Origin of the sequence: Paenibacillus paeoniae, assembly GCF_003388735.1 — a bacterium.
Lineage (GTDB): Bacteria > Bacillota > Bacilli > Paenibacillales > Paenibacillaceae > Pristimantibacillus > Pristimantibacillus paeoniae.
Genome location: NZ_QUBQ01000001.1, coordinates 580,196 through 601,376, shown reverse-complemented (window position 1 = coordinate 601,376; position 21,181 = coordinate 580,196). Strand labels below are relative to the sequence as shown.

The 21,181-nt window shown below is 50.4% G+C and carries 17 protein-coding genes; 3 read left to right on the top strand and 14 right to left on the bottom strand.

The window, feature by feature from the left end; genetic code table 11:
* The first annotated feature begins 365 nt into the window (after window positions 1-365).
* The gene (locus DX130_RS02745) at window positions 366-995 is read left to right on the top strand and encodes a 3'-5' exonuclease (protein ID WP_116042636.1); all 630 of its coding nucleotides are present in this window, start codon (window positions 366-368) and stop codon (window positions 993-995) included.
* Window positions 996-1,363: 368 nt separating this feature from the next.
* Here the strand turns inward: DX130_RS02745 and DX130_RS02740 are convergent, their stop codons facing one another.
* The 11 genes from DX130_RS02740 to DX130_RS02690 all read right to left on the bottom strand — a co-directional run bounded on the left by DX130_RS02740 (window position 1,364) and on the right by DX130_RS02690 (window position 11,851).
* On the bottom strand, window positions 1,364-2,089 hold the full coding sequence (locus DX130_RS02740) for a nucleoside phosphorylase (RefSeq protein ID WP_116042634.1): 726 nt from the start codon (window positions 2,087-2,089) through the stop codon (window positions 1,364-1,366).
* A 1-nt stretch (window position 2,090) separates the two neighbouring features.
* Window positions 2,091-2,762: a sulfite oxidase-like oxidoreductase gene (locus tag DX130_RS02735; protein ID WP_116042633.1), complete on the bottom strand. Its 672-nt coding sequence runs from the start codon at window positions 2,760-2,762 to the stop codon at window positions 2,091-2,093.
* A 315-nt stretch (window positions 2,763-3,077) separates the two neighbouring features.
* Entirely contained in the window at window positions 3,078-4,001 is a 924-nt protein-coding gene (locus DX130_RS02730) for an ABC transporter permease (RefSeq protein WP_116042631.1), read from the bottom strand.
* The gene (locus DX130_RS02725; RefSeq protein ID WP_116042629.1) at window positions 3,985-5,052 is read right to left on the bottom strand and encodes an ABC transporter permease; all 1,068 of its coding nucleotides are present in this window, start codon (window positions 5,050-5,052) and stop codon (window positions 3,985-3,987) included. Before DX130_RS02725 ends, DX130_RS02730 begins: the two co-directional genes overlap by 17 nt.
* Window positions 5,045-6,544: an ABC transporter ATP-binding protein gene (locus tag DX130_RS02720; protein WP_116042627.1), complete on the bottom strand. Its 1,500-nt coding sequence runs from the start codon at window positions 6,542-6,544 to the stop codon at window positions 5,045-5,047. Before DX130_RS02720 ends, DX130_RS02725 begins: the two co-directional genes overlap by 8 nt.
* Before the next feature lie 80 nt (window positions 6,545-6,624).
* The gene (locus tag DX130_RS02715; RefSeq protein ID WP_116042626.1) at window positions 6,625-7,674 is read right to left on the bottom strand and encodes a BMP family lipoprotein; all 1,050 of its coding nucleotides are present in this window, start codon (window positions 7,672-7,674) and stop codon (window positions 6,625-6,627) included.
* Between the two features lie 199 nt (window positions 7,675-7,873).
* Window positions 7,874-8,320: a MarR family winged helix-turn-helix transcriptional regulator gene (locus DX130_RS02710; RefSeq protein WP_116042624.1), complete on the bottom strand. Its 447-nt coding sequence runs from the start codon at window positions 8,318-8,320 to the stop codon at window positions 7,874-7,876.
* A gap of 148 nt (window positions 8,321-8,468) precedes the next feature.
* On the bottom strand, window positions 8,469-8,774 hold the full coding sequence (gene ureA, locus DX130_RS02705) for an urease subunit gamma (protein WP_116045690.1): 306 nt from the start codon (window positions 8,772-8,774) through the stop codon (window positions 8,469-8,471).
* Window positions 8,775-8,946: 172 nt separating this feature from the next.
* The gene (locus tag DX130_RS02700) at window positions 8,947-9,888 is read right to left on the bottom strand and encodes a D-alanyl-D-alanine carboxypeptidase family protein (protein WP_240644459.1); all 942 of its coding nucleotides are present in this window, start codon (window positions 9,886-9,888) and stop codon (window positions 8,947-8,949) included.
* A gap of 144 nt (window positions 9,889-10,032) precedes the next feature.
* The gene (locus DX130_RS02695; protein ID WP_240644273.1) at window positions 10,033-11,154 is read right to left on the bottom strand and encodes a sensor histidine kinase; all 1,122 of its coding nucleotides are present in this window, start codon (window positions 11,152-11,154) and stop codon (window positions 10,033-10,035) included.
* A complete protein-coding gene (locus DX130_RS02690) occupies window positions 11,144-11,851 on the bottom strand; it encodes a response regulator transcription factor (RefSeq protein WP_240644256.1) in 708 nt (235 codons plus the stop codon). The genes DX130_RS02695 and DX130_RS02690 overlap by 11 nt, the downstream gene beginning before the upstream one ends.
* 255 nt (window positions 11,852-12,106) lie before the next feature.
* On the opposite strand from DX130_RS02690, the gene ilvD reads away from it, so the two are divergent.
* Window positions 12,107-13,792 carry a dihydroxy-acid dehydratase gene (ilvD, locus tag DX130_RS02685; RefSeq protein WP_206098754.1) on the top strand — a complete coding sequence of 562 codons (1,686 nt, stop codon included), beginning with the start codon at window positions 12,107-12,109 and terminating at the stop codon, window positions 13,790-13,792.
* Between the two features lie 180 nt (window positions 13,793-13,972).
* On the opposite strand, the gene DX130_RS02680 is transcribed toward ilvD, so the two are convergent.
* The gene (locus DX130_RS02680; protein ID WP_116042618.1) at window positions 13,973-15,385 is read right to left on the bottom strand and encodes a polysaccharide deacetylase family protein; all 1,413 of its coding nucleotides are present in this window, start codon (window positions 15,383-15,385) and stop codon (window positions 13,973-13,975) included.
* A 182-nt stretch (window positions 15,386-15,567) separates the two neighbouring features.
* On the opposite strand from DX130_RS02680, the gene ytvI reads away from it, so the two are divergent.
* Window positions 15,568-16,731 carry a sporulation integral membrane protein YtvI gene (gene ytvI, locus DX130_RS02675; protein ID WP_116042616.1) on the top strand — a complete coding sequence of 388 codons (1,164 nt, stop codon included), beginning with the start codon at window positions 15,568-15,570 and terminating at the stop codon, window positions 16,729-16,731.
* 112 nt (window positions 16,732-16,843) lie between these two features.
* On the opposite strand, the gene DX130_RS02670 is transcribed toward ytvI, so the two are convergent.
* Together DX130_RS02670 and DX130_RS02665 are read right to left on the bottom strand one after the other, a co-directional pair.
* Window positions 16,844-18,673: a peptidoglycan D,D-transpeptidase FtsI family protein gene (locus DX130_RS02670; RefSeq protein WP_116045685.1), complete on the bottom strand. Its 1,830-nt coding sequence runs from the start codon at window positions 18,671-18,673 to the stop codon at window positions 16,844-16,846.
* A gap of 220 nt (window positions 18,674-18,893) precedes the next feature.
* On the bottom strand, window positions 18,894-21,041 hold the full coding sequence (locus DX130_RS02665; RefSeq protein WP_240644227.1) for a methyl-accepting chemotaxis protein: 2,148 nt from the start codon (window positions 21,039-21,041) through the stop codon (window positions 18,894-18,896).
* Between the last annotated feature and the right edge of the window lie 140 nt (window positions 21,042-21,181).

Sequence of the window (21,181 nt, the reverse complement as noted above, 5' to 3'; positions counted from 1 at the left end):
TATAATCTACCAACAGTTTATCACATTCATGGAAGATAGAAAGAGAGAATTGCGAAGTTGGGTGAATTCATTGCATAGTTCGTATCCCTTCAACCGTACACTATGGATGCCAAACGGAAAGGAGGTCGATAACATGGCGAAGCAGCAAGGACATGGCAACAAAAACACCAAAACCAAATCATCGGACAAAAAAGGAAATGCGTCCGGCAACAATCACTAATCCTTAGCAAAATATGCCCTGGGAAGCCGCTATCAAGCGCGCCGCTCCTGGGGCTTTTCGCTTTGAGAAGAAGGGAATCGGGCGTCCATGTAGAAGTTATAAAGATAGTGCTCTACGAATTTACATAAAAAAGTGGTGAACACGCATGACTCTTTTGCATGAACGATCCTTTACTATATTCGACTTCGAGACCAGCGGGCTCGATCCCAAAAACGACCGCGTTATTGAGATGGCGGCCATACGCGTTGTCAATGGCGAGATCGCAAGCGAATTCAGTACACTAGTCCAATATGACGGCAAGCTATCGTCAAAAATAACCGAGCTTACTGGCATCACCGACGATATGACGGCATGCGGGATGGATGAGGACACTGCGTTCCGCATTTTGAACCGGATGATCGGGAACCATGTACTCGTCGCTCATAATGCCCAGTTCGATCTGAGCTTCCTTCATCATTCTTTAATGCGTATTGCGGGCCGTTCGTTCCGTAATGATTTCATAGATACCCTCACGATCAGCCGGGAGAGACATGTCTACCCGCATACGTTAAAAGATATGTGCGATCGCTACGCTATCCCTTTGGTCGGCGGTCATCGCGCGCTTAATGATGTCATCGCTTGTTGGGAGCTGTTTCGCACGCTGGATGAAGAGCAGCCTGTGAACGACTATCTCAACACACTAGGCTATATGCGCAAGTACGGCCCGCCAAAGTGGAGCCCGCCGAACGCCAAGCTCAATCCTATTGATCTAAAATATGCTCCCAAGGAAGCATAATGAACCAATTAGCGGTGCGTGGCGATGCTATTTGCTCCATTCTGCCGTTTCCAGCAATTTAGCGTTTCCTAGCAACGCTAATTCTTGGTTTACTCCGAGTTCGGCGGAGGAGCGACAATGTAACGCCAATCTGCCCCTCTCCTTCTCTCAACTGGGCTAGCGGGAATTGCGATTTCTCAGAGAAACAAAAAAAGAGCTATCTCAACGGTTCTACGAACCGAACCCTCGATAGGCTCCTCATTAAGCGCTCCCAGACATGCAATAGCTGGCCCTGCTTATAGAGGAGCCTATCGTTTTTGAGATAGCCCTCTTATGTATGTCCTATGTTTGCATACCTTACATTTTGGATGACTTACGCTTTATATACCTCATGCTTTAGCAAGCTTCGCGATTGCACCCAGCGCTGTTACGATTTCGCGCTCGATCGCGTTCGCCACAGCATCGGTGTGCGGATCATAATCCGCTGCCAGATCGGAATCGGCATAGCCGTCCAGCGCCAGTATGGCGCCTGCTTTTGCCCCGCGAAGCGTTGCTACGATGTATAGCGCAGCGATCTCCATCTCCACTGCCAGCGCGCCTGCCGCTTTGTATTGCTTGTGCGGCACTTCTACCACCCCGTTGAAGAATACGTCAAGCGTAACGGTAATTCCTTTCTTGACGATTCCTTCGCTTTCCTTCGCTGTCTCGTACAACGCATCAACGATCGCGCTATCCGCTACAGCCGGGAAGCCATCCGGCACTAGCTGCTTAGTCAGGCCCTCGGCCCGAACAGCTGCTGTGCTGACGATGAGGCTGCCTGCGGGATGGTCGGCAGAATAAGAGCCTGCCGTACCTACACGAATCAACGTCGTAACGCCGCCGCGAATGAGTTCCTCGAAGCATACCGCTGCGCCAGCGGAACCTACGCCATGGCTGACGACAGCAAGCTTAACGCCATCGTATTCGCCCACGAATGTGCGATATTCACGCGCAAAAGCAAGCTCCGTCGCATTCGTCAGCTTCGACGCGATTGCTTCCGCACGTCTCGGGTCGCCGCATACAATCGCATATGGCGGCAAATCTTCCGCATTCACTTGCAGGATAGGCAAGTACATATTAATCAAACTCCTTTTTCAGCCATTCGTCTTCAGGCATATTGTTATCATCGCTGCTGAATCGCTGCTCTTGGAATGGGTCAGCATAGTTGTGGAAGCCATTGCGTTCCCAGAAGCCGGGACGATCTTCCTTCATAAATTCAATGCCGCGAATCCACTTCGCGCTTTTCCAGAAATACAGATGGGGCACAATAAGACGCATGGGCCAGCCATGCTTGTCGGTCAACGGCTCTCCGTCGAACCGGTGCGCCAATATAACATCCTCCAGCAACAAATCCTCCAAAGGCACGTTTGTGTCATAATCCTGGTCTGCATGGATCATCACATATTTCGCTTCCGGCTTTACACCGAGCAGTGGCAGAAGGTCTGCAAAGCGTACACCCTCCCACTCCGTATCCAGCTTCGACCAGCGCGTCACACAATGGATATCGCGCATAATCTTATGCTGTGGCAGCTCCAGTAATTGCTGGAAAGTGAACACACTTTCTTGATCAACTTCGCCGAACACCCGAAGCGTCCACGTATCCAGATCGTATTCCGGCACTTCCCCTTCATGCAAGATCGGGAATCGTTCCGTTACAGTCTGACCTGGCGGCACACGATGTGCAATTTCTTCCGGTACTGTGAATACTTTGGGAGACACTTTCTTCAGTCGTGCGGCCTTGTTGTGCATGTCAGTTATCACTCCTCCAAAGATGTTCAAAGGTCTGGCGAGACGCTTGCCGTCACTGGCAAGCTGCCGCCCCGTCTTGGTTGCTAGAGGTCCGCTCTTCAAATCGAATCATTCAAGCAGCGATTATGGTTTCTGTTCCCTATTATTTCTGTTCAACATCATTTCAAATCTAAGCTATAAGCGAAGAGAAACTATTGTTGTGTAGAAACAAAGTGTTCGCCTTTGCAGCCGGAAGATAACCTTTAGCCTATACAATCAGAATCTTCCGGCTGCAACAGCGATCGGAACAACAATGGTTTCTCGCAGCGCCTTAGCTTACCGCGAGCTCTCATTCGCCTTGCGAGCTTCCTGCAAATAGCTCTTATCCTTGAAGAAGAACATCGCAATTAGCGTCACCACATAGGGCACCATCATCGTAAAATGCGTCGGCAGCGCGAAGCCCTGCAACCTGATGCTGAGCGACTCCATAAAGCCGAACAGCAAGCTTGCACCGGCAACGCCCAGCGGATTGGATTGGCCGAGCATTGTAGCAACTAGTGCAATAAATCCGCGTCCGGCAGTCATGCCCTCCGTGAACATCGTCACGTTGCCAAGAGACAGCTGAGCGCCAGCCAGTCCGCAAAGTGCGCCGCTCAGAAGCACAGCGCCATATTGAATGCGTGATACCTTGATGCCAATGCTTCTCGCCGCAGTCGGGTTCTCGCCTGCTGCCAGCAGCCTAAAGCCAGTCACCGTCTTGAACAGGAAGTACTGCAAGCCAAGCACAATCAGAATAGACAAGTAAACGAGCGCCGAATGACCCGAGAGTATATCTCCCACATAAGGAATATCCTTGATGAACGGAATATCCCATTTCGGCAATCCCTTCATGCTTTTATCATAAAAAGCACCCTTCACATCAAAGATCGCCCGCAGCGAGAACGTCGTCAGCCCGAGCGCTAGAAAGTTCAGCGATATCCCGACGACGATAACATTCGCTTTCAAATGGATACTCATATATCCGAATAACAAGGAGTATAGTAGTGTGCACATCATCGCGAACAATACGGCAACTACAATATTGCCCGTTAAGTAGTTGCCCACTATAGCAGTGAATGCGCCGACCAGCATCATCCCTTCCAAGCCGACATTGAACAGTCCCACTCTGGCACAAATCGCGCCGCCAAGCGCGGCCAGCAAGATGGGAGTTACGGTCCGCAAAGCTGAAGCGAACAACGAAATATCAAAGAGCCCGTCCATTCTTCGCCCCCGCTTTCTTCCGTTTGATGAATGAATACGTAAGCTTGGCGGATACGAACAAAATCAATACCGCCTGAATAATGCTGGATACTTCCAGCGGAACATCCGTATTCCGCTCCATGCCCATTCCGCCAGTCTGAAGCGCTGCGATCAGAATAGCAGCCAGCGCCGTTCCGATCGGATGCGAGCCGGCCAGCAAGGTCGCCATAATGCCCGACCAAGCATAGCCCGGAGAAGTGAGCGCCCCGTCGATAAATCGGTACTGCGTACCCAGAACCTCGACCGAACCGGCAAGTCCGGCCAGACCGCCGCTGACGAACATGCTTGCCAGCATCAACTTGCCGCGCTGTATGCCGCCATAGCTTGCGAACAGCGGATTGCCGCCCATCATGCGAATCTCATAGCCCTTCACTGTATGCTTCATGAACAGAAACATCAGAATCGTAACCCCTACAGCAAGGAGGAAGCCTACATGCAAGGTCATCCCCTGGAACAGCTTGGGCAGCCAAGCCTCCCGGCCCAGCATCACGGTCTGGGACATCGCAGCCGATCCCGTCTTGTCTTTGAACGGATACGTAACCATATAAGCGGCAAAATAAGTCGCAATATAGTTAAGCAGCAGCGTCGTGATAAGCAAATTCATGCGAAACTTGGCATCCAGCCATCCCGCGAATGCCGACCAGATACCGCCAGCGATCATGCCGGCGAATATAGCTGCAATCATCTTCAGCCAGCCTGGTCCCGGCATATAGATCGCTGTCAGCGCTGCGCTTAGCGCGCCAAGCACCATTTGCCCTTCCGATCCCATATTGAAAAATCCGGCTCTGAAGGCGAGCGCTACGCCAAGACCGATCAATATAATGGGGGTTGCCCGGGTTAGCGTGTTCGTCAGGAAGTAGAAGCTGCCGAATGCGCCTCTCCACATCTCCGCGTATGTCTCCGTAATGGAGCCGCCGACAATAACGATTGCAATCGCACCAACCGCAAGGCCAACGATTACCGCCAGAAGCGGCTGCACCAGCGAGCGCAAAGTTGCCGTAACCTTATCCAACGTGTTTACCTCCCGCCATTAGCAAGCTGATTCTCTCCTCAGTCGCCGTCTCAGCCATCAACTCGCCGACGATCTTTCCTTCGAACATAACCAGAATACGATCTGAAAGCTTCAGCACCTCGGTCAACTCCGAGGAAACTAGCAAAATCGCACCTTTAGCACTGCGTCGCTGCAGCAATTCCTTATGAATAATTTCCATAGCGCCTACATCTACGCCGCGAGTCGGCTCAGCCGCAATGAGAAACGGCGTATCCTGCGCAAGCTCGCGGGCCACGATCAGCTTCTGAAGGTTGCCGCCGGAGAGAAACTGCGCTTTCGTATTCAGCGATCCGGTTTTAATGCCGAAGCGTTCTACCCATTCCGCTACCATCCCTCTAATCGATGAACCGCGCAATAGGCCGAGCTTGTGGTGACGCGCCGTATGTCCCATCAAGCCATTCTCCAGCACATCGGCTTCCTTCGATACGCCCCATTGATAGCGATCCTCCGGAATGTGCGCGAGACCGCCGCGACGAATATCCCCGACAGGCGCGCCCGTTACATCCTGCCCGAGCAGCCTAACCGAACCTTTATCTGGCTTCAACAGTCCGGATATCGCCTGCAGCAGCTCCGATTGTCCATTGCCGGATATGCCTGCGATGCCGACAATTTCGCCTTCGTTCACTTGCAGGGAAACATCGCTTAGCAGCGGCTTGGTACGGTCTCCCCGTATGGACAGCGAGTTAACCTCAAGCACTGGCTTCCCCGATTGCTTCTTCTCGCGAGTCAGCTTGACCAAATCCCTGCCTACCATTAGCTTCGATAATTGCTCCTCATCCGTATCCGCAGCTTGGACCGTTCCCGTCACTTTGCCGTCGCGCAGCACCGTAATCCGGTCTGCCACTTCAATAATTTCCTGAAGCTTATGGCTGATGAGAATAAAGCTTTTGCCCTGTGCTGCAAGGCTCTTAATCGCTGCCAGCAGCTCCTTCACCTCTAGCGGTGTCAATACGCCAGTAGGCTCGTCCAATATAATAATTTCCGCTCCTTGATGGAGGACCTTCAAAATCTCCACGCGTTGTTGAACGCCAAGAGAGCAGTCTCCGACCTTTGCCCAAGGATCAACAGGCATGCCGTACTGCTTGGCCAATTGATCCGTCACGGAAGCAGCAGCCTTCCGGTCAAATCCGATAGGCGACGACGGCTCTCTGCCGATCACGATATTTTCGGCGACTGTAAAGGAGGAAAATAACATAAAATGCTGATGCACCATGCCAATGCCATTGTTGATGGCATCCGTAGGCGAGTGGAAAGAAACCGGCTTCCCGTTCAGTCGGATACTGCCGCTTGTCGGAGTTTCCATGCCGTACAAAATGCGCATAAGCGTCGTCTTGCCTGCGCCATTCTCGCCAATAATGGCATGAATCTCTCCCTTGTGAAGATTAAAGCTCACATCGCTGTTCGCCGTGACGTTGCCGTATGTCTTCGTTATACTGTCCATTTGCAGCAGCATATCGTCGCTCCTTTCAACAAGCAAACCGGCTGCGGGTAGCAGCCGGTATCATGGGATATTCAACTTTGGGTATCTGGGTATTATTTAGCCAATGGATTAACGACTTCAATTTTACCCGATTTGATGTCTTCCGCAATAGCCTTTACTTTATCTACCGTTTCTTGGCCAATGAACGGGCTCAGCGGAGATTTGCTGTCTTTTGTAATGAAGGTTACACCTACGCCGTCTTCCTTCACGCCGTAGTCCGCAGCTCCGAATTCGAAGTTTCCGTTAGCAAAAGCTTTTACCGTCTCGTAAGCTACAGCGTCTGTACCTTTCAATTGGGACAGTACGATATGCTCCGGGTCAAGCTCTGTACGGTCTACGTCTTGGCCGGATGCATAGAAGCCAAGATCTTTCGCTGCCTCGAATACGCCAAGGTCGCCTACAGCAGCCATACCTGCGATGAAGTCAGCACCTTTGGAGTGTTGAAGAATAGCAAGCTCTTTGCCCTTCGCGGAATCATCGAAGCCGCCTACATAGTTAACCAGGAATTTCGCATCTGGATTCGTGTAAGCCAGACCTTGCTTGAAGCCTTCCGTATACTTGCTCAGCAGCGGAGCGTCAATCGCTACAACTGCGCCAACCGTATTCGTTTTTGTGGAAAGACCAGCAGTTGCGCCCAGTAGGAAAGCCGCTTCATGCTCGCGGAATACAACGCTGCGAACGTTAGGCAGATCAACCACAGTATCGATAATAGCGAACGACTTGTCCGGATTTTCCGGAGCTATTTTATTGAGAGCATCTTCCGCTTGGAAAGTTGCTGTAATGATCAGATCGTAGTTTTCAGCGACAGTTGTACGCAGGTTTTGCTCGAAGCCCGCAGGGTCTGTCGATTCGATTGTTTTCACTTCAACGCCGAATTCTTCACCGGCACGCTTGAAGCCTTCATCCATCAATGCGAAAAACGGGTTGACGCCGATTTGTTCTGGCAGAACAAGCGCAATGCGTTGCTTCTTGCCTTTATCCGTGTCTCCGCCGTTCGCCGGAGATTTGCCTTCATTACCTTTATTATTGTTCGTGGAACCGCATGCCGCGATAACGCTAATAGCAAGTACCAGTGTCAGCAGCAATACCAGATGTTTCTTCATGACGATCTCCCCTTCTTTTGTCCGTGAAATATTCTAATTCCTATTTATCCTAGTAGTTTTATAGGGATTTGTCAATCCTATTTATTCGACATTTTTCTACTTTATTCTACATGATCAATGAGCAGAATTCTATATGATCAACGAATAGAAGCAATGCCGCTTAAATAATCGTCAAGAAGTTGTAACATTGGTTCCGTTTTCAATATTCGCTTTCCATATTGTGCTTCATCTTTGAAAACAGGTCGAGCGCCTTCTCCATGTCTTCCGTACCCATGCCCCGGAATAGCTTGATCATCACTTTCTTCCTTACGTTAAGCATCGCTTGGACCATGTGTTCACCGTTCTTGGTCAGCATAAGCATCACGGCACGCCGGTCTTCCTCGCTTCGCTCCCTCGATACATAACCAAGCTCAATCAATCTGTCGGCAATACCGGTTACTCCGCCGCTCGTAATTTGGAGTCCCTCCGCAAGCGCCGATGCCTTCTGGGGGCCGGATTCTGACAAAATAATTAGCATTCGGCCGTGCGTCATGCCAAGGGCATGCTCATTCTCCCTGTTCCACTCCGCCAAAATCAGCTTCCTAACCTCGCGGAACGCCTCGTCAAGCGACTTCATTAATTCCATTCTTTCATCCATAGAAGTCATCTGGGCCGTGTCTCTCCCCTCTGGACTTTAGTCCCGATTTCTTGAACACAGTATAGACTTGACTCCGTGTAACGTCAATAATAGACAATAGTAATGAAGCCAGCCGGATTCCCGAGATCCGGCTGGCTTCAACCAATTGTGCGGGCATTCAGCCCGTTATAGGGTATGGCACAATGACTAGACGCGTCCCCTCCGGAAAGTCTGCTTCTACTTTGACCTCCCGAAGCATCTCCGCAATGCCGGCCATTACCTGATCTCTTCGCAGCGCGCTTCGCGCAAGCTCAGTCACTTGCGTCACGCTCATACCTTCGCTCGCTCCTTCCATCATGCGGGATGTGATCAATGCCACACTCTCCAGGTAATTCAGCTTTACACCGCGCTTTAATCGCCGTTTTGCCAAATCAGCCGCTATGGCGTTAAGCAACATCTCCTTTTCCCGTTCGGTCAAAGCCACATCCACTCTCCCCCTCCGGAATGTATTCACTCTTCGATCAGGCCACAAAGCCCAAAAGAAAACGCATTCTTATATGTTATATAATATAACATAAATTATTCCGATTAAAGAGGTTTTCACATTTTCTCGAAGGAATAATGACATTTTTGTAACATAAGATCATCCAATACTATCAAAAACCTAACGCTGTTCTTAGTCCTGACTTTCCTTTTACTTGAAAACCGTATTCATACAGCTTTATCGTCTCCAAAAATCTGGATTCTATGTTGTCCGCTCCCATAACGACAGAGATTAACCGTGTTTGATCCCGTTTCACCGTTCCCGTAAAGCAATAACCTGCATCTGGTGTGTACCCGGTCTTCAACCCGTCATTGCCGGAATAAGCAAATGGCTTGTCAGCCAGCATCAGATTAGTCGATGCAAGCGTCTGCCTCTGGGTCGAAACATTGACGCTGCCCCGGCTTGTCACCGCGAGCACTTCCGGATACTTGCCGATCAGATGCCCCGCGATAATGGCGGTATCCTTCGCTGTAAGCAGCGTATCGCGTTTATGGGCGGAACCGGCATATGCCGCAATATCCGATTTGCTAAGACCCGAGGCGTTGCCGAAGAGGGCCCCATCCGACAGCCCAATGCTGGCGGCCTTCTTATTCATCAAGATCACAAAGGCTGCCTCAGAACCGGCTATATGCTCAGCAAGCGCCACAGCAGCATCATTGGCCGAATGAATCGTCATGGCGTCGAACAGTTCCCTGACCGTTACCTCTTGGCCTTCTAACAGATCCATTCTAGCTCCAGGCACAGCTGCCGCGTAGCGGCTCGCACGCGCTACATCATTCCAGCGGATTTCTCCGCCTGCTACAGCGTCGAGAACCAAAATTTCAGTCATCATCTTCGACATACTTGCCGGAGGAAGAGGCTCGTTCGCATTTTTCTCAAAAATGACCTCTCCCGTCGCAGCATCGATTAGAATCGCGGATGTCGATGCCAGCTGCAGCACATCCTTTTTCAGAAAACTGTCCTTCAACCAGCCGGCTCCCATATATACAATTGCGATCACTGCCGCTACCAAAGTCAAACGCACACCATATCTTGATTTTGTCTTTACCGTCATGTTCAACAAAAAAATCCCCTTTCGCTTAGGCCTTCTATACTAATCAGTATAGGCAGCCAAGCTTAAGGAGACTGTAATAGATTCATAAATAAACCTTAAGACCTTCTTAGTTTTATCTATCTTTTTCTTTGTAATCCATAGAAATTACGTTGATATTTCCACATGCTGCAGAGGCAGGATGACGCGGAAGACGGTACGCTCGGAGTTGCTGTCCGCATCAATTGTGCCGCCGTGCTTCTCAATGATGCTTTTGCATATCGCAAGACCCAGTCCGGAACCGCCTGACCATCTGGTTCTCGATTTATCGGCTCGGTAGAACCGATCGAATATATGCGGCAAATCAATGGCTGATATCGGCTCCCCATAATTGACGATCGCTACAGAAACCTTGCCTTCCATTAAGGTGACCCATACGTCAATACGCTTGCCTTCACGTCCATAGGACATCGCGTTCGCGATCAGATTCTCGAACACCCGCGCGAGCTTGCCGGCATCCGCCCTTACAGTAATCTGCTTCTCATCGCTGTGCAGTTGGCTCACTATGCCCACTTCCTCAAGCGGCATATGATACTGTACCAGCAATTGCCCCAGCATCTCGACCAGGTTGATCGGCTCCAGCTTGAGCGCAATCGTATCATGTCTCATTCTCGTATATTCGAACAAGTCATCGATCAGCTCATGAAGATGCTGCGATTTCTCATACGCGATCGCAATATAATGACGAAGCTCAACCTCATCACGATAACGATCCTGCTCGATGAGACCCAGGTAGCCGACAACTGAAGTAAGCGGCGTGCGCAGATCATGCGATACGTTGGTAATCAATTCGTTTTTGGCCTGCTCGGCACGGCGTTCTTCCTCCAGCGCATATTGCAGTCGTTCGGAAAGACGATTGACGTTGCGGGCCAGAATACTGAATACATTGCTTTGACGAACCACGATTTGATGATTGATTTGTAATTGGCCGTCCGCGATCTGACGAACCGTATCGTTAATTTTGCCGAAGGCGCTAAAGTGCATCCATTGCAGGGCGAAGTAGCTGATGCAGAACAGAATCAGCCATATAAACAACAGCCCCAACGAATTCGGTATATCGTACAGCAATAGCCTGCCGATATCCCGCAGAAACCAAAACGACCGGAATTGGCTGGATAGAAAGAGCGCAACGACATACAACAGAGCGACACCCACCAAAGACAAGATAGCAGCAATCGCAATATTGAGAAACGACCGAAATACGAGGCGGAATACGACGCTATCCTTCAATTTTGTAGCCTACCCCCCAGACCGTCACAATCAGCTTCTCGCCCAGCTCCTTTTCGAGCTTGTCCCGAAGCTTGCTAATATGGACCATCACCGTATTGTTTGATTCAAAATACTTCTCCTTCCACACCTGCTGGAAGATATCTTCGGCGCTGAATACCCGTCCTGGCTGGCTCGCCAGCAGATGCAGAATACCGAATTCTGTAGACGTGAGATGAAGCGGTCTGCCATCCACATTCGCAGAATGGCTCAGCTTATCGATGCGCAGCGCGCCCAATCGCAGCTCTTTGCTTTCGCTCTCCCGGCTAGCGCCACCTTCTGCAGGCTTGCTGTACTGGTAGGAACGGCGCAGCAGAGAGCGCACTCTGGCGATCAGCTCAAGCGGGTTGAACGGCTTCGTAATGTAATCGTCGGCACCTGTCATCAGTCCCATGATTTTATCCATATCGCCAGTCTTGGCGCTTACCATCAGAATGGGCACATGGTGATCCTTGCGAATTTTGCGGCAGACCTCCAGCCCATCCAGCTTGGGCATCATAATATCTAGAATGACAAGATCGGCAGCCTCGCGATCGAAGGCCTCTATTGCCTGTTCGCCATCGAATGCAACCTCTGTCTGGAATCCTTCGTTTCTCAAATAAATTTCGATCAGTTCGGCGATCTCCCGCTCGTCGTCCACGATCAATACGCGACGCTCCACACCATTCATCCTCCTTGAATTTGTTGTTTCTACTATACATGAACCGAAGTCGAAACGTAATCGGGAAAGCCGCATTTTCACAAAGCTTAAGTCATTCTTAAGGATTATTTAATAAGCGATCCGATATTGCCAGTGCTTCCCTTCATATAGCCAACGGTTGTCCGTTATGATAAAATTATGAGTATTCATTATTTTAGCTTATAGGCGCCGGGGCGCATGCAGCGCTCTGGCTATTTTTAAGGAGGTTCTACATTTATGGCGGCCAAAAGAATGCGTTCCGACATGATCAAAAAAGGCTTCGACCGCGCGCCACACCGCAGCTTGCTGCGCGCTGCAGGCGTGAAAGAAGAAGACTTCGGCAAACCGTTTATCGCGGTATGCAACTCTTATATCGACATCGTACCAGGCCACGTTCACTTGCAGGAATTCGGCAAACTGGTCAAAGAAGCAATTCGCGAGGCGGGCGGCGTACCGTTCGAGTTCAATACCATCGGCGTAGACGACGGCATTGCCATGGGCCATATCGGCATGCGTTATTCCCTTGCCAGCCGCGAAATCATTGCGGACTCCGTAGAGACAGTCGTGAATGCACACTGGTTCGACGGCATGATCTGTATTCCGAACTGCGACAAGATTACCCCGGGCATGATTCTGGGTGCACTTCGCGTCAACATCCCGACGATGCTCGTCAGCGGCGGACCGATGAAAGCCGGCAAAACATCCGACGGTCGCCCAATCTCCCTCTCCAGCGTATTCGAGGGCGTAGGCGCGCACCAAGCGGGCAAAATCAACGACGAGCAGTTGCTTGAGCTTGAGCAATACGGATGCCCGACTTGCGGCTCCTGTTCCGGTATGTTCACAGCGAACTCCATGAACTGCCTTGCGGAAGCGCTTGGCCTTGCTCTTCCGGGCAACGGCACGATTCTGGCGGTTGCGCCAGAGCGCAAAGAATTCGTTAAGGAAGCTGCACGCCAGCTGATGAAGCTGATCGACCTTAACCTGAAGCCACGCGATATCGTAACCAAAGAAGCGATCGACAATGCTTTCGCTGTCGATATGGCGATGGGCGGTTCCACGAACACCGTGCTTCATACATTGGCCATTGCTCATGAAGCAGGTATCGAATACCCGATCGAGCGCATTAACGAAGTTGCTGAGCGCGTGCCGCATCTGGCTAAAATCGCTCCGGCATCCGATTATCATATCGAAGACGTTCACAATGCGGGCGGCGTAAGCGCCGTATTGAACGAACTCTTCAAGAAGGAAGGCGCGCTTCACGGCGGTACAATGACTGTAACTGGCAAGACGCTGCGCGAGAATGCTGAAGGTTGTGAAGTACAAGATAACGATGTTATTCGCTCCATCGACAACCCGCATACAGAGCGCGGCGGTCTAGCTGTCCTGTTCGGCAACCTTGCACCAAATGGCGCCATCATTAAAACGGGTGCAGTCGACAAGTCGGTTGGCGGCTACCACAAAGGACCTGCCATCTGCTTCGATTCTCAGGATGATGCACTCGCTGGCATCGCTAACGGCAAGATTAAAGAAGGCCATGTCGTAATAATCCGTTATGAAGGACCAAAAGGCGGTCCAGGCATGCCTGAGATGCTTGCTCCTACATCGCAGATTGTCGGCATGGGTCTGGGTGCGAAAGTGGCCCTCATCACGGATGGACGCTTCTCCGGCGCATCCCGCGGTATTAGTATCGGTCACGCTTCTCCGGAAGCGGCTGAAGGCGGACCTATCGCATTCGTGCGCGATGGCGATATCGTCGAGATCGACATGAACAACCGTACGATGAACATGCTGATCAGCGATGAAGAGTTCGAGCAGCGTCGTGCCGAATGGCCGGGCTTCGAACTGAAGATCAAGCGCGGCTACCTAGCGCGTTACGCTCATCTAGTTACATCCGCCAGCACTGGCGGCGTTATGAAGATGTAGTCTTCGTCACACCTTTCCAAGGACGCGGCAGCTTCGGCTGTCCGTCCTTTTTATTTTGCAGACTATGCTGGTCTCTCTATACTTTGTTTACTATGTGAGAATCAAATAACGCAAGGCAGCCAAAAAAACCGTACAGCCCGCTTGAGCGGTCTGAACGGCTTTCCTCGTATTCCTCTGTCATTAAATAGCAGACGTCTTGGAAGCAATCGTAGAATTATCCTCCGAAGCGCCGCTAATGGCCCGATCCACAGAATCGGTCACACGCTCCACTTCTTCTTTGATTATTCTTGACTGTTCGTTCGCATACGACACAATCTTCTGAACGGGCATAAGCAGCATGCGCGGCGAGATCACTTCGTTGCGACTCTTCTGCTTCCGTTCTTTGCCGTATTGCTTCGTATTAGTCAATACCTTGAGCAGCAGCTTCAGGTAAATACGCGTCGATTTGGCGAACAGACCTTCCTTCAACTTAAATATCTCAAAGCCTAAACGATCTGCTCCGCGATGAACCATCGTGACGCCGTATACCGCTTTGATATGCTTCGCATCAGGATCAGCGGACAACTGGTCTGCAAGCTGGGGGAGCGCGCGTTCCACTTCCCTCAGCATGCGAATGCCTGTAGCGAGAGGTGATCTCGACGTAGCCGTAATGTTCGATAACATCCGGTTATCGAAGTGCAGCTCCGCCACTGAATCCCCCTTTGCAATACTGCCGCCTTCAGCGAACTTCAAATCATCGCCATTGTAGGTCGTCACACGGTAATGAAAGGCTGGCGTATCACTGCTGCCAACTTTCTTGAGTCGGAACAGGATGTGGAAGGCATGCTCCCACATGAGCCACAACGAGATAATCATGCGTTTGAAGAGCGAACGATGCATGGACCGCTTTACATCTGTCAGCTTCATCATCTCTTCAATGCCAACAAACGTATAGCCCTTCTTCGTCGCTGCCTCCATATACGCTTCCAGCGCGATCATCATATTGCGCGGCGCATCGTGATCCGCTCCCAGTGTATTGCCGCAGTCATGAAGCAGAAGCACCTCACCGGGGCGAAGCTTCTTCATCATTCTCTTCTGCAGACGTTTTGCGCCAACGGACTTGCGCCAATCCCCGAACATCGCCGACCACAATATAATTCGCAAGTATCCCAAATTGGAATAATCGAATACATTAATGATCCCCCAGGGAGGCCGATAATAGATCGAACGGGTTCCCGTTGCCTGCTCGATAATATCATTCGTCTTTTCAATATGACGCCTTACTGTGCGAGGACGCATAAACCAGTTTGATTTATGCACATAATTATGAATGCCTATGGTATGTCCTTCCTCTTGCATGCGGCGCAACAATTCTCCCTGGCCCTCCGCATGTGACCCAACGACAAAGAAAGTCGCTTTCGCATTGTAACGGGCAAGCAAATTGAGCAGTTGAGGCGTATAGACAGGGTCTGGCCCGTCATCGAATGTCAAAGCGATCTCCTTATCCACTTTTCCCTTTTTGAATACACGAAAGCCGAACGTTCGGCTAATCATGCCAGGGAGAAAGGCGTAGAACGTCATGACGTAAAATCCCCATAAAAACAAATTTTCCATCTTGTTTTCCCCACCGTTTGATGAATTAGTCAATGAATGATTAGCGGTTCAGAACAACAACAATACCTCTAATTGTATCATACTCAAATAAAAAATAGGCACAATTCATAAAATCTATAGTACAATCTTAATTGGAAGGATTACCAAATCAAGATCCCGAAAATGGGAAGAAGGGAAACCAAATGCTGCCTTTCTACAAAAAATACTGGAGAACCGCGTTTGACATTGCTCTCATTGCACTAACCGTTTATTTAATCATGTACGCCTTCAGTTATGTGTATAAGATAGCCACTCCAATCTTTTTTGCGTTCGTCATTTTTATTATGATTGAGCCGCTTGCCAAGAGATTGAATAAGTGGGGCGTGAAGAAATCTATTGCCTCCGGCATTTCCATACTCATCTTTACACTGCTTATTCTTGGTGCTTTCTCAGGCGCAGCCGTTCTAATTACCAAGCAAGGGAACGCTCTAATGGATAACTTCCCTAAATATCAAAGCATTCTGGCCGAACAGATTGGCAACCTTGCCTCACAGCTGGAGAAACAGCTGGACAAGCTGCCCAATAACATAAGCTTGTCTGAGGAAACCAAAAACTTGACTAAAGGCGCAACTGAAAACTTGCAAAAGTGGGTTACCGCCTTCTTGAGCGGATTGATCGGGTACGTCTCATCCTTCTCCGCGTTTATTTTCAACTTTGTGGTGGGGATTATATTAGCTTATTTCTTAAGTATCGAAATTAAAACCTGGAAACAGGCCGCTACGGACAAAACGCCAAAAACTTTTAAAACTGCGTTTTTCTTTCTTAGAAACAATGTATTCAGAGGCATCGCATCGTACATCAAGGCACAGGCCAAAATGATCAGCGTCACGTTCATCGTCATACTGATCGCCCTTATTCTGCTTGGTGTGGACAATGCCTTTATCATTGCGGTCGTAGCCGCCATATTCGACGTATTGCCGCTGCTTGGTGTCAGCACACTGTTCATCCCATGGATTATTTATTTGTTTATTGTCGGGAAATTATCGCTGGCCATTTGGCTGTCGGCGCTTTTGCTGGTTGTTATTCTGACCCGGCAAATATTAGAGCCGAAGATTACAGGCGATTCGCTCGGTGTGTCCGCCTTTACGATGCTGTCGTTCATGATCATCTCGCTTTCACTGTTCGGCATCGCCGGCGTCATCCTGTCGCCCATTCTCGTCATCCTTGTAAAATCGCTGTATGACCAAGGCTACTTCCATCGCTGGATTCGAACGCCTGTCGACGAATTCGATACGCCGATTGCCGCAAATGACGGACCCGAGGGATCTGGAGCCCAGGAGAATTTCATCGATTCGCTGAAAAAATAATAGGAATGCATAAGAAAGCTCCCGACTCTGCTTCAGAGTGACGGGAGTTTTTTTCATTTATGGAGCTGCCACTGCCAAGCTTCTTCTATTTATCTCCACTGAGCTCTCAGAGTTAATTTCGCCCACGAGGCTCATGCGAATGCTTCGCTGCAATATCCAGAGCGCCACGGAACAGCTTCGTCGCTTGATGGGAGCTCCCGATAGGTCGATTGGCTGCAAGAACGGCAATCGCATACCGCGGCTTCGATACAGGACCATAACCGGCGAACCACTGATGGTTGAGCGCCACATCACCCCTGATCGTCTCCGCCGTCCCGGATTTGCCCGCTGCCTTCCATGCTCCGTTTCTGATCGATTGTCCCGTCCCATGATCCACCACCGCCTCCATCCCTCTGAGCAATGCCATAGCGGTATCTACTCGGATGCTTCTGCCCGCATGCGGCAGCTTGCGGGATGAAAGCTCGACCATCTCCTGACCGTTGGCATAACGGACCTCGCTCACTACTCTAGGCTCCATTACACGGCCGCCATGGATCAACGTAACCATTAGGTTAGCCGCTTGAAGCGGCGTCATTCTAACATCGCGCTGGCCAATGCCGCTCTGAGCACGAACGCCCCCATCCTCCCCGTTATGCTCACCAGCGAACAACCGCCCATCCTCCTCCTCCTGCAACAGCCTGAGTGGCTGTGGGAACGGCCCAAACGCTCCGCTGCTATGCCAGCCCACTCGCTTCATCACACCAAGCGCTTCTGCCGTCCGCTCCAGCTGCTCCGCCTCAAGCCGCTCCGCTATCGTAGCAAATACGATGTTGCAGGACTGCGCAATGCCTTCCTGAAAGGTCAGATCGCCATGTCCTCCTTCCTTCCAGCAGGACAGGCCGTATCGTCCATAATGACCATCGCAATGAAACGTCTCATTCTTCTTCATGACGCCATGCTCCAAGGCGGCTGCAGCCGTGACAAGCTTATAGATCGATCCAGGCTCAACTGCCGTCAAAGCGTAATTTCGCCATTCCTTTCCATCTCCGCTGTCGAAGTGACCAGGCTTCATCTTCGGTCTTGATACCATCGCCACAATATCGGCATTGTGCGCATCGAGTACAACGATTGCCCCTTCCTTCAGTCCCATAGCATCCGCATACGCCTCAATCTCATTTTGCAATGACAGATCAACTGTCGTTACCACCTTGAGCGGGTAATATCGATTGTTCGGCTGAACGACTCGCAGATCAAGTCCATGAAGCGGTGCATTCCGGCCATCGATAAAGTAAGAAACCGACGTCTCCCCAATGCCATGCAACAGACCGTCAAGCGATCGCTCAAGACCTGACCCGCCCACCTGCTCCGTTAGCTTACGCTTTCCTTTCGCAACGTCCTGTTCATGGGCAGTCATCAGCCATTCCGGGTGCTGACTCGTAAATCCGATCCAATGCTTCGCATCGAATTGGGGCAAATAACGATTCCGGTACGGGAGCACCCGGACCCCTTCCACTTGAAGGCTCCTTATGACAGCCGCTTGTTCTTCCCTCAGCCTGATCGGATTATTCCTCCCCGAGCCCTCTCGCCAAAAGTCAGGCGACGTCAAGCCATTCCATCGATGATCAAGCTCCTCCTTGGACAAACCCAGCTGTTGAGCCAGCTTGCTTAATTGCTCCTGACTCCCGCGCACATCCCGCCGCACTGGAAAAAAAACGACGGACATGTAGGTCTCGCCTGTAATCGGCAATCCATTCCGATCCAGAAAGTCTCCTCGCCCCGTATCCAGCACCAGACTTCTCTGGCGCTGCACGACGGCCATCCGCTTCCAGCTATCTCGTCCACCAGCTGCAGGCGATGAGATCGGAATATGGGATGGAAGCAGCTGCAGCCACGCCACCCGTACCAAAAAGAACAAAAGAATAAGACTAATCAAGATACCCATGATCCCCGCTCTCTTTGCCATATTCAGCTCCACCGTCTTTCACCCTATTCAGCTCTCCACTGGCCACTCTTAGCCAATTCATGCCTTTCTATCTAGTGTTGCCGATTGACGGCCTTCCAAACTCCGACATAAGATGATTCAAAGACTACACGATCGAAATCGAGGACCGTACAGAAAATGCTCGGAAAAAGCAGACAAAAAAAGCTGCCCCCGATATCGGGGGCAGCTCGTTTTATAGGATTTAACCTTCAACTTTGAATTTCGACAATGATTCTTTCAGTCCGCGGGATACAGAATCCAGCTTATCGGACAATCTAACCAGTCCATCGCTGATGCTTAGCTGCTCGGTGCTCAGCGAAGCGACTTCCTCGGATGTTGCGGAGGATTCCTCGGCTACCGCACTCACATTTGTCATCGCCTCCGACAATACGGACTGCGACTCGTCCAGTTGTCCAATAGAAGTGGTCGCAAGCTCCAGCTTCTCGACGAAGTGGCCCATCTGCGCCTGCACCGTCAGGAAGATTTGGTTCGCTTCCTTTACAGAAGTAATCTGCTCCTGGAAGATCGGATACGCCTCGGATAGTACTTTAACCGTCTCTTCGATCTCGCCTTGGATCTTCGCTGTAATTTGGCCGACGATATCAATCGATTGCTTGGATTGATCCGCCAGCTTGCGGATTTCGTCCGCTACAACCATGAAGCCTTTACCTGCTGCGCCTGCGCGCGCCGCTTCAATTGTCGCATTAAGCGATAGAATATTCGTTTGCTTCGTCAAGTTATTGAGCACGTCCAAAATTTTCACAATGGAGCCTGTGCTATCCTTCAGAGCATCAACCTTCTCCACCATGGATCGGGTCATCTCTTCCGTCTGTCCCGTCTTCTGAATCAATTGACCCATATATGCAGTGCCCTGCTCGCTGGCTTGCTCTACTTCAATCGCAGATTGCGACATCTGTTCATTCGCTGAGATGACACCCTGCATCTGGGTATTCATATGGTTCGTCAGATCGCTGCCTTTCTCCGCTTCAACCGCTAGACTTGTTGCTCCATTAGCGATCTCATCTGTTGCAACAGCAATTTCCTTAGCTGCGATAGCTGTCTTCTTGGAAGCGTCCGTAAGCTCGGATGCCGTATTCAATACTTCCGCCGCTGATTTAGTCGTTTGCAGCGCCAAGGTTGTAATTTGCGTCATCATATCATTGAAGCTTTCGGCAAGCTGTCCAATCTCATCCTGACGCTTCTTAATAGAGGAACGAACCGTCAAGTTGCCTCTTGCGCCCTCAACCATCAAATTGCGCAGCTTCACAAGCGGAGTGGCAATCGTACGTACAACCAGAATGCCGATCGCAATCGCAATCAATGTCGAAAATGCAACCATCAGCCAAGTCAATTTGCTGATCACCGAAGCTTGCTCCACAAGCTTCTCGACTGGAATGGTCGCTACGAATCTCCAACCCGTAATATCGGAGGTCTGGTAAGCCGCAAGCACGATAGCCCCGTCTACAGTCGTAAACTTCTCGCGACCGTACTCCGCCTGCTCTCCCTCAGTCGGCAATGTGACGATATGAGGCTCACCAAGCAGGGACTGATCTTCATAAACGACATACTGTCCCGTATTGTTCACGACAGCAAGAGTGCTGCCATCGCCAAGTTTTACATCCTGATACCTCTTCACAATCGCGTCCAGATTGACTTCCATCACAAGGACATACGGCCTGCTCGCTGCTTTGATTACACGTGCTAGCGCAATAGAGTTATTCGACTTGGACGCAATGATGCCCGTGCTGCTAGGCTCAACCCATACCAGCCTGCCATCTTGCTCGATCGTCTCCTTGAACCAGTTCGTCTTCGTCAACGTATCGCCACGGTAGCCATTATTATTGCCGGCTGTAATAAGGGCGTCTTCTTCATCAATCGATATAATTGCTGCTCCAGTAATGGTCGTATTGCCCATAATATACGTCGACATACGATCAGATACCGTTCTGCTGGACTGAAGGATATCGTAAGAATCTGTCGTCGTGGACAGCACCTTCAGTTCAGTCTGAAGCTCTTTATCGATCAACATTTGGAGCGTCAAGTCCGCGTATGACTGGAATACGATATCCAAATTGTTCGTGACCTGATTAACGGTTTGGAAGCTTGCTTCCGATACGTTTGTTTCAACCAGATTTTTTGCTTGCACATACGCGAGTAACCCGACGGTCAAGACGCAGGCTACGATACTGACGAAAATAATTAAAAAAAGCTTAAGTCCAACCGATTTGACTGGATTGGACATATTCATATCCTTCAGACTGCTTTTCATCCACTTTGCTGTTGAAATATTGCTGGAGCCTGCTTTCTTCTCGCCCTCCAACTTGCTTTCACTTTGTTGCTTGTTCTTCATTTTGTTTTCCTTTTTCCTTCCGTCTGTACCCGGCATGAAGGTAGACACCGCCTTTGTAGTATGAAATCCTCATATGTAATGTGTATTAAAGCCTACGTCCATAGAACGATACTACTAGATTTATCGGCCGTTAACCCCAT

Bases quoted from the DNA above. Each gene is read 5' to 3' on its own strand.
- DX130_RS02710 (WP_116042624.1), bottom strand. From the start codon at position 8,320: ATGACTTCTATGGATGAAAGAATGGAATTAATGAAGTCGCTTGACGAG.
- DX130_RS02715 (WP_116042626.1), bottom strand. From the start codon at position 7,674: ATGAAGAAACATCTGGTATTGCTGCTGACACTGGTACTTGCTATTAGC.
- DX130_RS02745 (WP_116042636.1), top strand. From the start codon at position 366: ATGACTCTTTTGCATGAACGATCCTTTACTATATTCGACTTCGAGACC.
- DX130_RS02665 (WP_240644227.1), bottom strand. From the start codon at position 21,041: ATGAAGAACAAGCAACAAAGTGAAAGCAAGTTGGAGGGCGAGAAGAAA.
- ilvD (WP_206098754.1), top strand. From the start codon at position 12,107: ATGGCGGCCAAAAGAATGCGTTCCGACATGATCAAAAAAGGCTTCGAC.
- ytvI (WP_116042616.1), top strand. From the start codon at position 15,568: ATGCTGCCTTTCTACAAAAAATACTGGAGAACCGCGTTTGACATTGCT.
- DX130_RS02670 (WP_116045685.1), bottom strand. From the start codon at position 18,673: ATGGCAAAGAGAGCGGGGATCATGGGTATCTTGATTAGTCTTATTCTT.
- DX130_RS02700 (WP_240644459.1), bottom strand. From the start codon at position 9,888: ATGACGGTAAAGACAAAATCAAGATATGGTGTGCGTTTGACTTTGGTA.
- DX130_RS02680 (WP_116042618.1), bottom strand. From the start codon at position 15,385: ATGGAAAATTTGTTTTTATGGGGATTTTACGTCATGACGTTCTACGCC.
- DX130_RS02740 (WP_116042634.1), bottom strand. From the start codon at position 2,089: ATGTACTTGCCTATCCTGCAAGTGAATGCGGAAGATTTGCCGCCATAT.
- DX130_RS02720 (WP_116042627.1), bottom strand. From the start codon at position 6,544: ATGCTGCTGCAAATGGACAGTATAACGAAGACATACGGCAACGTCACG.
- DX130_RS02730 (WP_116042631.1), bottom strand. From the start codon at position 4,001: ATGGACGGGCTCTTTGATATTTCGTTGTTCGCTTCAGCTTTGCGGACC.
- DX130_RS02735 (WP_116042633.1), bottom strand. From the start codon at position 2,762: ATGCACAACAAGGCCGCACGACTGAAGAAAGTGTCTCCCAAAGTATTC.